Annotated in this window: 14 protein-coding genes, 1 tRNA gene and 1 pseudogene; 7 read left to right on the top strand and 9 right to left on the bottom strand. The window is 74.1% G+C overall.

Annotated elements, in window-relative coordinates; all coding sequences use genetic code 11:
• Positions 1-384: 384 nt before the first annotated feature.
• Positions 385-1,620: a M6 family metalloprotease domain-containing protein gene (locus ACIQU4_RS29085; RefSeq protein WP_403736749.1), complete on the top strand. Its 1,236-nt coding sequence runs from the start codon at positions 385-387 to the stop codon at positions 1,618-1,620.
• A gap of 54 nt (positions 1,621-1,674) precedes the next feature.
• On the opposite strand, the gene ACIQU4_RS29080 is transcribed toward ACIQU4_RS29085, so the two are convergent.
• The 7 genes and pseudogenes from ACIQU4_RS29080 to ACIQU4_RS29050 form a co-directional block, all read right to left on the bottom strand.
• Positions 1,675-1,748: transfer RNA gene (locus ACIQU4_RS29080), tRNA-Lys, on the bottom strand.
• Positions 1,739-2,318 (bottom strand): annotated as a pseudogene (locus tag ACIQU4_RS29075) (hypothetical protein). The gene ACIQU4_RS29080 and the pseudogene ACIQU4_RS29075 overlap by 10 nt, the downstream one beginning before the upstream one ends.
• Positions 2,319-2,463: 145 nt before the next feature.
• Positions 2,464-2,814 carry a hypothetical protein gene (locus ACIQU4_RS29070; RefSeq protein WP_403736747.1) on the bottom strand — a complete coding sequence of 117 codons (351 nt, stop codon included), beginning with the start codon at positions 2,812-2,814 and terminating at the stop codon, positions 2,464-2,466.
• Between the two features lie 168 nt (positions 2,815-2,982).
• Positions 2,983-4,329 (bottom strand): AAA domain-containing protein, encoded by a 1,347-nt coding sequence (locus tag ACIQU4_RS29065; RefSeq protein WP_403736745.1) that lies wholly within the window; start codon positions 4,327-4,329, stop codon positions 2,983-2,985.
• Positions 4,326-5,891 (bottom strand): hypothetical protein, encoded by a 1,566-nt coding sequence (locus ACIQU4_RS29060; RefSeq protein WP_403736742.1) that lies wholly within the window; start codon positions 5,889-5,891, stop codon positions 4,326-4,328. The genes ACIQU4_RS29065 and ACIQU4_RS29060 overlap by 4 nt, the downstream gene beginning before the upstream one ends.
• Positions 5,879-7,036: a hypothetical protein gene (locus tag ACIQU4_RS29055; protein WP_403736740.1), complete on the bottom strand. Its 1,158-nt coding sequence runs from the start codon at positions 7,034-7,036 to the stop codon at positions 5,879-5,881. The genes ACIQU4_RS29060 and ACIQU4_RS29055 overlap by 13 nt, the downstream gene beginning before the upstream one ends.
• Positions 6,975-7,832: a phosphatase PAP2 family protein gene (locus tag ACIQU4_RS29050; RefSeq protein ID WP_403736738.1), complete on the bottom strand. Its 858-nt coding sequence runs from the start codon at positions 7,830-7,832 to the stop codon at positions 6,975-6,977. The genes ACIQU4_RS29055 and ACIQU4_RS29050 overlap by 62 nt, the downstream gene beginning before the upstream one ends.
• 117 nt (positions 7,833-7,949) lie before the next feature.
• Here ACIQU4_RS29050 and ACIQU4_RS29045 point away from each other — a divergent pair, with 117 nt between their 5' ends.
• Both ACIQU4_RS29045 and ACIQU4_RS29040 read left to right on the top strand, forming a co-directional pair.
• Entirely contained in the window at positions 7,950-8,546 is a 597-nt protein-coding gene (locus ACIQU4_RS29045) for a histidine phosphatase family protein (protein WP_403736735.1), read from the top strand.
• Between the two features lie 72 nt (positions 8,547-8,618).
• Positions 8,619-8,960: a VOC family protein gene (locus ACIQU4_RS29040; protein WP_403736732.1), complete on the top strand. Its 342-nt coding sequence runs from the start codon at positions 8,619-8,621 to the stop codon at positions 8,958-8,960.
• A 49-nt stretch (positions 8,961-9,009) separates the two neighbouring features.
• Here ACIQU4_RS29040 and ACIQU4_RS29035 read toward each other — a convergent pair whose 3' ends face one another.
• On the bottom strand, positions 9,010-10,305 hold the full coding sequence (locus tag ACIQU4_RS29035) for a tetratricopeptide repeat protein (protein ID WP_403736729.1): 1,296 nt from the start codon (positions 10,303-10,305) through the stop codon (positions 9,010-9,012).
• A 275-nt stretch (positions 10,306-10,580) separates the two neighbouring features.
• On the opposite strand from ACIQU4_RS29035, the gene ACIQU4_RS29030 reads away from it, so the two are divergent.
• The 3 genes from ACIQU4_RS29030 (at position 10,581) to ACIQU4_RS29020 (ending at position 12,284) form a co-directional block, all read left to right on the top strand.
• Positions 10,581-11,021: a hypothetical protein gene (locus tag ACIQU4_RS29030; protein ID WP_403736725.1), complete on the top strand. Its 441-nt coding sequence runs from the start codon at positions 10,581-10,583 to the stop codon at positions 11,019-11,021.
• Between the two features lie 17 nt (positions 11,022-11,038).
• Positions 11,039-11,944, top strand: a complete 906-nt coding sequence (locus tag ACIQU4_RS29025; protein ID WP_403736722.1) for a spermidine synthase — start codon at positions 11,039-11,041, stop codon at positions 11,942-11,944.
• A 133-nt stretch (positions 11,945-12,077) separates the two neighbouring features.
• Positions 12,078-12,284: a cold-shock protein gene (locus ACIQU4_RS29020; protein ID WP_403736720.1), complete on the top strand. Its 207-nt coding sequence runs from the start codon at positions 12,078-12,080 to the stop codon at positions 12,282-12,284.
• Positions 12,285-12,294: 10 nt separating this feature from the next.
• Here ACIQU4_RS29020 and ACIQU4_RS29015 read toward each other — a convergent pair whose 3' ends face one another.
• Positions 12,295-12,840 (bottom strand): hypothetical protein, encoded by a 546-nt coding sequence (locus ACIQU4_RS29015; RefSeq protein WP_403736718.1) that lies wholly within the window; start codon positions 12,838-12,840, stop codon positions 12,295-12,297.
• Between the two features lie 79 nt (positions 12,841-12,919).
• On the opposite strand from ACIQU4_RS29015, the gene ACIQU4_RS29010 reads away from it, so the two are divergent.
• On the top strand, positions 12,920-13,609 hold the full coding sequence (locus ACIQU4_RS29010) for a response regulator transcription factor (protein ID WP_134075592.1): 690 nt from the start codon (positions 12,920-12,922) through the stop codon (positions 13,607-13,609).
• Positions 13,610-13,694: the final 85 nt, after the last annotated feature.

Raw genomic sequence — 13,694 nt, 5'->3', positions numbered from 1 at the left:
GTCGGCCGCCGAACCGGTTCCCTCTGAGGTTCCGCTCACCGTTGGCTCCCGCATTGCTCGTGAGTGTCCGTGCAGGAAAGTGTGCCGATCATAGAGGCACCGTACGGCCCTATCCAGCTGCGTCGCCGTGCGGGGCACGGGACTTCGGTGTGCTGACGGCCCGCCGGCCACATCCCGGCTGATCGTTTCTGCACGGCTCTGAGCAGCGAAAGCTCCTGGATGATCTCCCGTGATCGGTCGTGACGTTCTGTAGGCGTGTGGGTGAACCCCCGGGTCACCGACTTGCCGTAGCGCTCACTCGTGTGGGGCAGCGGAACAGGGCATTAGTAAGACAATCGCCTCAGGGTGGGACGAGATGGTACGAATCCACCACCGGAGGTCGATGTGTCGCGACAGCAGACACCCGGGGGAGTGGAACGCTCCCGCATCAGAAGCACGGCGGCCGCGCTCACCTCCCTGACGGCACTCGCCGCCATGTCGCTCGTCGCCGGTCCCGCGGTCGCCGATCCGGGGGCCGGGCCGTGCGCCCTGGCCCGCACCTCGGCGCACCACTCCCTGGGCCTGGACACCTGGAACCGCTCCTACCCCAAGCCGGAGCGCACCCTCCACGCGGTCATGGTCTTCCTCTCCTTCCCCGACCACCGGACCACCCTCACGACCGAGCAGCTGACCGGCGACTACTTCCCCGCGACCAGCGACTTCTTCGAGCGGGCCTCGTACGGGAGGTTCCGTCTGGAACCGCACCCGCAGGAGCGGTGGACCCAGATGCCCAAGCCGTCGACGGCGTACGGGATACAGCGTGACTGGGCGGCCCAGGACCGGGCGGCGTACCTGCGGGACGCGGTCGCGGCCGCCGACCGGGAGGTGGACTTCTCGCAGTACGACGTCGTGTACTTCGTCGCCGACCCGGACGCGCCCGGAGTGGACTCGGACGCCACCAAGGTCGTCAACTTCGACCGGCCGATCCGGGCGGACGGGACGGACCTGCGGCGGATCGTGACCGTCTTCGAGCGGCACCCGCCGGACCGCAACGTCCTCGCGCACGAGACCGGGCACGTCTTCGACCTGCCCGACCTCTACCACCGGCCGACCGACGGCAAGGGTGACTGGGACACGTACGTCGGCGACTGGGACGTCATGGGCAGCCAGTTCGGGATGGCGCCGGACCTGTTCGCCTGGCACAAGTGGAAGCTCGGCTGGCTGTCCTCCTCCCAGGTGGACTGCGTGCAGTCCGGCTCCTCGCTGCACACCCTGCTGCCGCTGGCCCAGGCCCCGGCCCCCGGTGCCACGGGCGGGACCCGGCTCGCGGTGATCCGTACGGGCCCCGGCAGTGCGATCGCGGTCGAGGCGCGGGGCTCCGCCGGCAACGACGGGGACACCTGTACGGAGGGTGTCCTGGTCTACCGGGTGCGCAACGAGGCGGCTTCGGGCGGCGGGCCGATCGAGGTGCTCGACGGGCATCCGGACTCGGAGGCCTGCTGGGACCGCTCGGTGTACCCGCCGCTGGCGGACGCCCCGCTGGAGGTGGGGGAGTCGTTCACGGTGCCGGGGGAGCGGATCAGGATCGAGGTGGCGGACCGGACCCCGTCGGGTGCTTACACGGTCAAGATCACGACGTAGCGCTTCGGCACGACGAAGAAGGCCCCCACTCGCGTGGGGGCCTTCTTCCGTCTGTGCGCCGCCAGGGACTCGAACCCCGGACCCGCTGATTAAGAGTCAGCTGCTCTAACCAACTGAGCTAGCGGCGCTTGCTGACGAGGAAGACATTAGCAGGGAGATGGCCGGAAGGAAAAATCGATATCCGCAGCTCGGGCGGCGCGGAGGTACGCCCACAGGAGCGCCTCGGGTCCGGGCAGCCAGGGGGTGCGGGTGTCGGGGGCGACGACCCAGCGGGACGGGCCGGGGGTGGCGTCGAGCGGCGGCACGGTGACGGCGTCGCCATGGCCGTGGCACAGCGGCGCGGGCACGCAGCTGCCCCACTCCTCCCAGGCGAGCAGCGCGGGGAGGCGGTGCGCGGTCCCGGTGGAGGTGAACAGCAGCATCCGCCCGCGGTGCACCGCCACGGGCCCGGAGCCGGGGCCCTCGGCCCAGAGCAGGTCGAGCATGCGGCGGCCGAGGACGAGCGGGACGTTGACGACGTCGAAGGCGGTCCCGCAGGGCAGCACGGCGGGGGCGGTGGCCCGGGCCTCCCAGCGCGCGAGGGTGCTGTGCGGGTGCGCGGACGCGGAGGCGAGCCAGGCGGCGCCCTGGGGGGTGACGTGGGTGGCGGTGCCTGCGTGCGGGGCGGGGTGGGCGGGTGCGGCCGTGAGCGTCGTCATGCGGACCGGTCTACCGGGCGTAGTGAACCGGTTTCCAGGAGTTACGGAAAACCGGGACAGGACGGGGGATGGTGGGCTATGTTGCGCCCCGCATATGCCAGGTGCGCCGCCGGAGGTCATGTCCGCCCCATACCGGCGGTCTCGGCTACCGGGCGTCCGGGCCCGCTTCGCGCTGGAGGGATTCGCCGAACTCGATCATCTTGAGCGCGTAGTCCTCGGTCCACTCCGCCTGCGCGGCGATCTCCGCGGGCGGCAGCCGGTCGAACCGCCGCGGATCGGCGAGCTGCGCGGCGGCCAGCGCCTGGAACTCCACCGCCCGCTCCTGCGCCGCCCGGAAGGCGAGCGTCAGCTCGGTGGCGCGGGCCAGCAGCTCCCGCGGGTCCTCGATCGACTCCAGGTCGAAGAAGTGCTCCGGGTCCGTGGCGGCCTCCGAGGGCTCGAAGAGCAGCGGCGCGGGCCGCGGCTTCCGCTCGGTCGTCCGCTCGGGCTCTGCCATGCGTGTCCTCCTGCTGCGCGTTCGGGATCCTTCCGGGCCACCCTCCATTGTCCAGCGCCGCGCAAGAGCGCCGCCTTCGGGCCCGTCAGGGCCTCCAGGCGACCCTTGGCCGCCTCCGGCGGCGTGCCGGACTCCGTCCGGCGTTCATGCCGCCGTCGGCCCGGCGCCTCAGGGCCTCCAGGCGACCCGGTGTTCCGCGAGGTGGGCCAGGACCGAGTGGTTCGCCTCCCAGCCATCGGGGAATTTCACCGTCACGCCCAACTGGACCGGCTCCGTGGAGGGGTGGTCGTCCAGCAGTTCCGCTATCCCCGCCCGGGCCACCACCACGCAGGCGTGCCGGTGGCGCGAGGCCAGCACGCACAGGCGGCCCGTCTCCAGGTGGAACGCCGTCGCGTCCGGGCGGCCCGACAGCGGGTGCAGCACCACCGTGAGGTCGTACTCCCGCCCCTGGAGCCGGTTCGCGGTGTCCACCGTGACCCCGGTGACGCCGAGGTCCGCGAGGGCGGACCGGACGGCCGCCGCCTGGTCCCGGTGCGCCGTGCCGACCGCGATCCGGTCGGCGGTCAGCGGGGCCGGGGCCTCGGACTGCTCGTCCGCCGTCACCGCCCCCCGGTCCAGCGCCCGCCGGACCACCAGGGCCACCGCCCGTACGGCCTCCGGGTCGGTGCGCGGGGTGTGCCGCGCGGGCAGCTCCAGCAGGCCCCAGCCCGACTCGGCGGCCTCGTCCAGCACCCGGTCCGGGCCCGAGCCGTCGCCCGCGACCCCGTACGACAGCCGTCGCTCGCCCGGGCCCGTACCGCTGCGGAACTGCGTGTACGGGTAGAACGCCCGCGAGACCAGTGGCGCGGCCGATGCCGGGAGCCGCCAGGACACCGGCAGCCGGTGCTGCGGAAGATGCGGGTTGTGCGCGAGGAGGGTGCTGACGGCGCTCGCCGAAGGGTCGTACGACAGCCCGGCCCACTGCTCGGCGCCGACGACGCTGAACGGGTCCAGCTGCCCCGGGTCGCCCACGAACAGCGCCCGGTCGAACAGCCCGGCCACGGCCAGCAGCGCGTCCGAGCGCATCTGGTACGCCTCGTCGACGATGGCGTGCTCCCAGGGCTCCACGTCCTTCACGTACGCCCACTTCGCCGCCGTCGAGATGGTGATCGGCAGCTCGGCCAGGTCCCCCGGCTTCGCCGAGAGGGTGACCGAGGGCAGTTCGCGCAGCGCCGGATCGTACGCATCGCCGTCGCTGCTGTGCAGCCGGCCGACCTTCAGCTCCGGGTCCTTGTCGGCGAGCCGCAGCACCAGGTCGTCGACCTGCGCGTTGGTCTGCGCGACCACCATCAGCCGGCGCCCGGCCGCGGCCAGCTCCCGGGCGGCCCGCACCACCAGCGTGGACTTGCCGGCCCCGGGCGGGGAGTCGACGACCACGCCGCGCGCGCTCCCGTGCAGGGTGTCGCGCAGGATGGCGGCGGTCGCCTCGGCGGCGGCCGTACCCGGATCGAATCCCCGGTCGGATGCGGTGCTCACAGGATGTCCTCATCGGTCACGGCGTCGGGCGGCGGCGCGGCGGTCGCGGATCCCGGCGGGCCGCCGTGCGTCCACGGGGTCTTCTCCGGGTCCGGCAGCTTCGGGCCGCCGCGCGCGTCGTGCTCGAACAGCGTCCAGCAGACCCGGTCGCCCTTCTCCGGCACCGAGCCCGGCTCCGGCTCCCGGCCGCGGCCCATCTTGTCCAGCAGCCGCAGCACGAGCCGCCCGTCCTCCTCGAAGCGGACGAACTGCGCCGCCTGCGGGCGGCCGTCCAGCGAGCGGAACACCTTGCCGCCGCCGCCCTCCGCGAGCTGCGGACGGTCCTCCGTGGCCACCGTCACCAGCGGGCGCGGACTCGGACGCTTCGACTCCGTCCACTCCATCACGACCTCGGTGACCTCGCCCGCGAAGGCCTCGCCCGACAGCCGCCGGCCCGCCATCACCAGCGGATCGTCCAGCGCCTCCTGGGCGTCGAGCCGCACCTGCTCGGTCTCCCGCGTCGCCAGCTTCTGCGCCGCCGTCACCGCGTCGTCGCGGCGCGGCTGCGGAGGCTCGCCCGCCCGGATCCGGTCCCGGTGGCCGGTGTACGACCAGCGGTCGCGGGTCCAGCGCTCCTCGGCCCGCTCCCCGGCCGGCAGCGCGCGCAGCAGCTCCAGCGACTGCCACACCGCCCGCCAGGTGGGCCGCATCTGCTCGGCGACGAGCTCCCGGACGGCCGCCTCGGCCCGGTCCACCGCCTTCGGGTCGTCCCCGGCGCGCGCCGCGTCGTAGCGGGCCATCGCCGGGGCCAGCAGCCTGTTGTCGAAGGCCGGGTCGGTGGCGGGCCCTGCGGGCGGGACGGACAACTGCCCGTCCCGGTCGCGGCCCAGTTCGGCCCGCAGGGCGGCCTCGGCGCCCGATTCCCCCTCCGGCGGGGCTATCCACGACAGCAGGGCGCCCAGGTGCTGGTCCTCCAGATTGCTCTGGCCGGTGGCCCAGTGCCGCCCCAGCAGCTCCGTCGCCGACAGCAGCATGGAGGCCCCCGGGACCCGGGAGCGCTCACCGAGGTGCGTGAACCAGCGCCCCAGCAGCGGCACCCGGGTGGGCGCCGGATACGGATTCTCCGGATCCTCCTCGGCCGTCCGCCGGAACCGCATCGACCGCCCCAGCAGCCGTACGTACTCGACGCCGGCCCGGCTCGGCACGATCAGCTGCGGTGCGTCCAGGCAGAGCTCGGCGGCGACCTTGCTCTTCGCGCCGGTGTCCGGGTCGGTCTCGGTCCGCTCCACGTACTCGACGTCGTCGGCGTACCCGTCCACGTACGGCAGGACCACGTCGGCCAGGTCCGCCAGGAAGGCCCAGCGCAGGTCCCGGTCGCGCGGCTGCGGCACCACGAGCAGCCGCGGCTCCCCGGGGTCCGTGCCGACCAGTGCGCCGAGCGGGGCCCCGGCCTCGCCCGCCGTCGTCAGGAGTACGAGGACCAGCGGGCGCCCGCTCAGATGCCGGTGCCGTACGGTCGCCAGCGGCCGGGCCCGGCCCGCCCGGACGGCCTCCAGGCGCGCGAGGGTGTTCAGCAGGGACATGCGGCCGCCTCCAGGGCCTCGGCGCGCAGCCGGGCCGCGTGGTGCAGGGAGGCCGCGGTCGGGTCCTCGGGACTGCCGGAGCCGGCGGCGGCCGCGAGGGCCTCCTCGACGGTGGTGAGCGCGCCGAGCTCCCCCCGTACGGAACGGCCCAGCGTGGTCACCGCGTCGGCGGCGCGGGCCCGCTCCCGGCAGTGGAAGGCCAGCTCGCAGGCGGCCAGGCATTCGGGGGCGTACGCGGCGGTGACGGCCGCGACCGCCTCGGTCAGCTCCTCGGCGGGACGCTCCGGGTCGAAGCTGAGCCCCTCGGGCAGGGCGGCGGCCAGCTCCTCGACCCGGGTCAGCCGCTCCAGCTGGCGGCGGGTCACGGCCCGCTCGCGGCGGACGTCGACGGGCGCGGCGGCGGGCAGGTTGGAGAAGTCCTTGGGGCAGACGAGCAGCACGGTGTGCCCGACCACGGCGGAGGCCAGCTTCTCGGCGGTCTTCTCCAGGGCCAGGACGTACACGGCGGCCTGCCGGGCGGCGGCGCCCACCTTCGCGGCGTCGGCCGCCCCGTCGATCATCGGGAACGACTTGATCTCCACGACGGTCCAGCGGCCGTCGGGGTGCACCACGACGGCGTCCGGCTCCAGATAGGCGGGGGAGCCCGCCACCTCCAGGGCCAGCATCGGGTGGTCCAGCAGGGTCCACGTTCCGGCGGCGGCCCCGGAGGCGTCCCCGGCGGCGGTCGCCTCGCGCAGCGCGAGCGCGGTGCGGGCGGCGCGGCCCTCGGGCCCGGCGGCGGTCAGGTCGGGGACGCGGGCGCCCGGGCCGGGGGGCTCGGTGCCGGCGCCGAGGTGCTCGTGCACGAGCCGCAGGAGCTCGGCTCCGCCGTCGCCCTTGACCCTGGCCTCGAAGGAGTTCCCGCGGACGATCGCGAACTGCGACTGGCCGAAGGGGGCGGGTGAGCCGAGGGCGGCGGCCAGGGCGGTCTTGTCCACACCGGCGCCGTCGAGCAGGGCTCGTCTGCCGCATCCGGGGTTGGCGGCGAGCGCCGCCAGCGCGCGGGCGTCGAGCGGGCGGGGCGGCACGGCGGGGCCGCGCAGGTCAGCGAGCCGCTGCCGCAGTGTCGTCGTCGGGGGCGGGCCGCTGGGCGGGTAGGAGCTCACGGGCGGAAGTGTCCCATCCGCCACTGACAATCGGGGCGGTACCGGGGAAACCGGCCGCTCGGGCTCCCGGCCGGGCCGCTCGCGCGGACAGCCGGCGCGTGATCGCGTACCCGGCGGCCATCACGGCGGCTCCGGCGACCGCGTCCAGGAAGTAGTGGTTGGCGGTGCCCATGACCACGAGCGTGGTGACGGCGGGATAGGCGATGCCGAGGGCCCGCAGCAGCGGGTGGCGTCCGTGCCGCCAGAGCAGGACCCCGCACCACAGGGCCCATCCGACGTGCAGGCTCGGCATGGCCGCGTACTGGTTGGTCAGGCCCCCGAGCCCGCGCGGCGCGCTGGCCTCGGCGCCCCACCAGCCGTACGCGCTGTACTGGGCCATCGTGTCGGTGAACCCGTGCGCGGCGTCCAGCAGACGGGGCGGGCAGGTGGGCATCAGGGTGAAGCCGACGAGCCCGAGGAGGGTGGAGACGACGAGCCACGTACGCGCGCTGCGGTAGTGCTGCGGCCGGCGCAGGTACAGCCAGACCAGCACGGCAGGGGTGACGAGGTAGTGCAGGGAGGCGTAGACGAAGTCGGCGGGTATCCCGAGCAGCCCCTGCTGCGAGAACAGCCGGTTGAGCGGCCGTTCGAAGTCGAGCCCCAGCAGTTCCTCGGCCCGGAGGATCGAGAGTCCGTGGGTGACGGCGAGGTGCACGTCGCCCCGGGCGAGGAGTCTGCCACCGGTGTACGCGCCGTAGACGAGCCCCAGGAGCAGCAGTTCGGCCCACCAGCGGGTGGGCTTCTGCCGATTAGTCATACGTTGTAGGACGCTTGTACGACGGAATGGGTTGCCTGGTGTTCATGTGTTGGATGATGGTTGGACGACGCAATCGCCCAAAGTCGTATGAACTGCTACTTACCGGGAGAGTTCCCTATGGCCCCCCGCATCCTCCTGGCCCGGCACGGCCAGACGGCGTGGTCCCAGCTCGGCAAGCACACCGGACGCACCGACGTGCCCATGCTGGAGGAGGGCCGGCGCGGCGCGAAGCTGCTCGGCGAGCGGCTGGCCCGCGCCCCGTGGAACGGCCTGCCCGGTGTGGAGGTCCGCACCAGCCCGCTGGTCCGCGCGAGCGAGAGCTGTGACCTGGCGGGCTTCGGCGCCCAGGCGGATCCGTGGGACGTGCTGATGGAGTGGGACTACGGGGACTACGAGGGAATGACCCCGGCCGAGATCCAGGCGATCCGTCCGGGCTGGCTGATCTGGCGCGACGGGGTCCCGGGCGGCGAGTCCGTGGCCGACGTCGCGGCCCGGGCCGACGAGGTCGTCGCCTGGGCCCGCTCGGCGGAGCGAGACGTGCTGGTCTTCGCCCACGGGCACATCCTGCGCACCCTGGCCGCCCGCTGGCTCGGCCTGGAGGCCTCCTTCGGCGCTCGCATCCGCCTGGAGCCCACCTCCCTCTCGGTCCTGGGCTGGGCGTACGGGGCCCCCGCCCTGGAGCGCTGGAACGACACGGGTCACCTGGACCTGTAGCCCAAGCCCCAGCCCGAAGTCCCATGGCGGAGTGGCTGGTTGGGTGATCGGCGCGGCTGCGAGGATGGGGTCATGACGATCGAATCCGTGGTGATCCGGCGGCGCGTGCCCGACCTCGACGCGGCCCAGGCGTTCTACGAGGAGCTGACCGGCGAGCCGGCGAACCGGTTCGCGTTCGCCGGTCTGCAGCTGGCGGCCGTCGGCCCGTTCCTCCTCTTCGCCGGACCGGACGCGGTCGCGGAGCGGTTCGAGGGGGTGGCGGCGACGCTGGGCGTGACCGACCTGGACGCGGCCGTCGCGACGGCCGAGGCGGCCGGCGCCGAGCTCGTCGCGGCGCCCGCCGACACGCCGAACGGGCGGCGGGCCGTGCTCCGGCACCCGGACGGCGCGGTCTACGAGTACGTCGGCGGCTGAGCGCAGCGGCCGCGCGGTCGGGTGGCCGTGTGGCCGTGTGGCCGTGTGGTCAGACCGTCGCGTGGCGGGTCAGGAAGGCCGCCACCCGGGGGCTGCGCTGGTGCGGGACCAGGACGCGGGCCGTGCCCGAGAGCATGGACCGGATCCGGGTGGACTGCACCTCGGTGAGCAGGTCCAGGACCCGTCCCCCCGCCCAGGCCGCCTCGTCCGGGGCGCCCGCGCGGGCCAGGTCGTCGGCCAGCTCGGCCGTGTAGAGGGCCACGTTCCGGGCGAAGTGCGGATCCTGGAGGTCCGCCGCGCGGCGGGCGTGCCGGGCCGCGCGGGCGTACTCCCCGAGGGCGGCCCAGCACCGCGACTCCAGCGACTCCAGCTCGGCCTCGCCGAAGAAGGACATCCACTCCGGGTCCGCGGCCGCCGTGCCGCGGGAGAACTCCGTGTGCGCCCGGGTCAGCGCCTCCTCGCATGCCTTGCGGTCGGCCAGCCCCGCCCAGCCGCCCGCCTCGCGCAGCGCGAGCAGCGACAGCAGCCGCGGGGAACCGAGGGAGCGGGCGGCGCGGCGGCCCGCCTGGGCCGCCCGTACGGACTCCCGGGGCCGGCCGCAGTCCCGGGCCAGGAAGGCCATGTTGCTGAAGGCGTGCGCCTCCAGGCCCGCGTCCCCCGAGACCCGGGCCGTCGCCAGCGCCTCCGCGTAGTGCGAGCGGGCGTCGTCGAAGCGGCCGGAGTCGTGCGCCAGCCAGCCCACGGAGACGGCCAGTTCACCGGCGCCCGCGTGCAGCCGGTCCTCGGTGGACTGCCGGGAGGCCCCCGCGTCCAGTAGCGCGTAGGCGGTGCGCAGGGGTTCGGCGGCCTTGCGGTACAGGGCGTCGGCCCCGTGCCGGTCGTCCAGCAGCCGGATCTGGCGTACGGCCTCCTCGACCGCGGCCGCCTCGGACTCGCCGGCCCGGGAGGGCGGCCGGCGGGTGTCGCCGAGCAGCGTGAAGCCGATCGTGGCGGCCGCCACGGTCGCGGAACCGCCCGCCATGAACGCGCGACGCAGCACGTCGCTCTCCTTGTGGGTGAAAGGGGCGGAGCGCTGCGCGGACCGGCCGCGGACCGCCTCGCGCGGGGAGAAGCCCAGATCGGCCAGAGTCCGGCCGGGGAACATGTGCAGGAAGACCCGCTCGTACGCGTAGTTGGGGCAGCGGATCTCGCCGGACTCGACCCGCCCGATGTAGCGGGCGTCGCAGGAAACCGTTTCTCCGATCTCCTTCGCGGCCCGGCGCACCATGGCCGCGAACTCGGCCGGGGAGTGCCGGCCGCGCAGCCGCCGGAACGTCTGATTGGGTGAGTGGGGGAACGCCGCCATGGACGTGGCCTCTCTGGCAAGGGACGCACCGCCGGTTCCGCGGGATGGAGCCGGGTCCGGCGCGCATGAACGTACCGCCAGAGGCGGACGGTTGATGCGATGTTTGGCTACAAAAGGGATATCTCACCCGCGATCCGCCATGAAGTGCCATCCTTTGCAGCGTCTTGCCACCGCACCCGTTGACGTTTTCGCGCGTTGAGCCCGTGCGGGGTGTGAGCTGACTCCCGCCCCGCTCGTACGCGGATCGAGGAGGGGTTCCCTTGGTGGAGGGCGGCATGGAGAACACTGGAATGAACACCGCGCCCGCGTCTTCGGGTGCGATCCCCGTCCCGGCCGCGACCGCCGTGGCGGTCGCACCGGCCGAGGCGCCGGACCTGGTGACCGTGCCCACCCGGCAGGGCCTGGAGGCCGTGGACATCATCCGCCGCGCCGCCGGCCTGCCCGGCGGGGTCGGCCCGGTGCTGCACGACGGCTCCGACGACACCCTCGGCTTCCTCGTCCCGCCCGGCACCGCCGACGCCTGGGACATGCCGGGCAGCGCCTGCACCCAGACCGACGGGCGCGGCATGCGCTTCGGCGACGTCTCGCCCACCGCCGGCGACACCGGCTGGCTGCTCCCCCCGGAAGCCGTCGGTCCGGTCACCGACCCGGAGGTGCTGCGGGCCGCGCTCGGCGAGGCCGCCCGCCTGATCGAGGCGGCGGACAACTGCCGCTGACCGGCGACAATGGGGTGGTGGCAGGCAAGGGCAAAGGCAGCAGCGGCGGCGGTAGGCAGCGCGGGCGCGCAAGCGGAAGCGGGAGCGCGGGCTCCGAGGCGGTCGTCGGGCAGGTGAGCGGCGGCACGGCGGAGCTGGCTCCGGACAGGGAGCGCGCGCAGGCCTGGACGCTGCTCATCGACGGAGCCCCGCAGTCGCATGTGGACCTGGGCGATCCGGGGTACCTCGACTTCGCCTACCAGCGCCGGATCGGCCACCTCATCGACCTCGTCGCGCCCGCCCGGCAGCCCCTGAACGTGGTGCACCTGGGCGGCGGCGCCTTCACCCTCGCGCGCTACACGGCCGCCGCCCGGCCCCGCTCGACCCAGCAGGTCGTGGAGATCGACGCCGCCCTGGTGGCCTTCGTACGGGAACACCTGCCGCTGGACCCGCAGGCGCGGGTCCGGGTCCGGGCGGTGGACGCGCGGGCGGGCCTGGCGAAGGTTCCGGACGGCTGGGCCGACCTGGTGATCGCGGACGTGTTCAGCGGCGCGCGCACTCCGGCGCACCTGACGAGCGCCGAGTTCCTGGACGACGTACGGCGGGCCCTCGCGCCGGGCGGGTGGTACGTGGCCAACCTCGCGGACGGTCCGCCGCTCGCGCACCTGAAGGGCCAGATCGCGACGGCCGCGTCACGCTTCGAGCACCTGGCGCTGGCCGCCGACCCGGTGGTGTGGCGGGGGAAACGGTTCGGCAACGCGGTGCTGGTGGCAGCCGACCGGGAGCTGCCGGTCGGCGAGTTCACCCGCCGGGTCGCGAGCGACCCGCATCCCGGGCGGGTCGAGCACGGCCGGGCCCTCGCCGATTTCGCGGGCGGCGCGGCCCCGGTCGCGGACGCCTCGGCGGTGGCCTCGCCGGAGCCCCCGCCCTCCGTCTTTCGCTGAGCGGCAGCGACCCTCCGCGACACGCCCTCGTACGGATGACCTTGCGCTCCGAACACCCCGCGGGCGGGTATGTCTGCGAGTCGAGCGCCCCGCCGGGGCGAGCGGGCATCCGCAAGGCAAGGGAGACACGAACATGGCCAACGGCACCGTCAAGTGGTTCAACGCCGAGAAGGGTTTCGGGTTCATCGCACCCGAGGACGGCGGCGCGGACGTCTTCGCCCACTACAGCGAGATCCAGGGGGCCGGATTCAAGGAGCTCCAGGAGAACCAGAGGGTCCAGTTCGACGTCAGCATGGGCTCGAAGGGGCCGCAGGCGACGAACATCACCGTCATGGTCTGACGGACACCCCCTAGCCCCCGTACGTCTCCACCATCGGCGGGTGGTCGTTCCAGGTGCAGAAGACCGACATCTCCCGGCCCGCCTTCGTGAAGGTGACCCGGATCCAGTACGGCTGCTTCCACACCTGCATCTGCCAGCCGGCGTCCGGCGTCGCCGAGACCAGCTCGGCCGAGGACGTACCGAGGTCGAAGACCACCCGGCCACCCGTGACCGGATAGGCCTTCACGTTGCCCTGGTCCCCGCCGTCACCCCGCTGCTCGTCCTGGCGCGGGCTCGGCGGGGCCGCCTTCTGCGGGGGCTTCGCGGGGGAGGCGCCGGCGGAGGGCGAAGCCGAGGGGGAGGCGGCGGACGGGGACGGCGTGTCCGAGGCCGGTGGAGGCGAGGACGCCGCCGCGCGGTGCGTCGAGGAGGACAGCGGCTGCGTGGTGAGCGGCACCGCCAGCGGCGGATCGTAGGCCGTTCCGGACATGACCGTGTGCACGCCCCACCAGGACAGCGTCACCGCCGCCCCGGTCGCCAGCGTCCAGGCAAGTGCGTGAACAAGTCCTCGGTGCATCAGGGCACATACTGCACCACTGGTCCGGGAGGCGGCCCGACACCCCGCAGGGTCCCCCTAATGGACTACGGTGCGGGCCATGGCAAGTGTGCTCGTGGTCGAGGACGACCAGTTCGTACGTTCCGCCCTGATCCGGCACCTGACCGAGGCCTCGCACACCGTGCGGAGCGTCGGTACGGCCCTGGAGGCGCTGCGCGAGGTCGCCCACCACCGGTTCGACGTGGTCATCCTCGACCTCGGGCTGCCCGACCTCGACGGGTCGGAGGCACTGAAGATGCTGCGAGGCATCACCGACGTGCCGGTGATCATCGCCACCGCGCGCGACGACGAGGCCGAGATCGTCCGGCTCCTCAACGACGGCGCCGACGACTACCTGACCAAGCCCTTCTCCGTGGAGCACCTCTCCGCCCGGATGTCCGCCGTCCTGCGCCGCGCCCGCGCGGCCGCCGGGGCCGAACCGCCCTCGCGCGTGCTGCGGGTGGGCGGGCTGGCCATCGATCCGCTGCGGCGCCAGGCCGAGCTGGACGGGGCCGTACTCGACCTCACGCGGCGGGAGTTCGACCTGCTGGCCTTCCTCGCCGGGCGGCCCGGGGTGGTCGTGGCCCGGCGCGAGCTGCTCGCCGAGGTCTGGCAGCAGTCGTACGGGGACGACCAGACGATCGACGTGCACCTGTCCTGGCTGCGCCGCAAACTGGGCGAAACGGCCGCGCGGCCGCGGTACCTGCACACCCTGCGGGGGGTCGGCGTCAAGCTGGAGCCGCCCGCGTGAGCGGCGCACGCGTGGCCGCCGGGCCGCAGACGGCGACGGTGGCCGCACTGTTGCGCCGCGCGGTCGACGGTGGCAACAGCCGCTG

Origin of the sequence: Streptomyces sp. NPDC090741 (assembly GCF_044769045.1) — a bacterium.
GTDB lineage: Bacteria > Actinomycetota > Actinomycetes > Streptomycetales > Streptomycetaceae > Streptomyces.
This window is presented reverse-complemented; position numbering and strand designations above follow the sequence as displayed.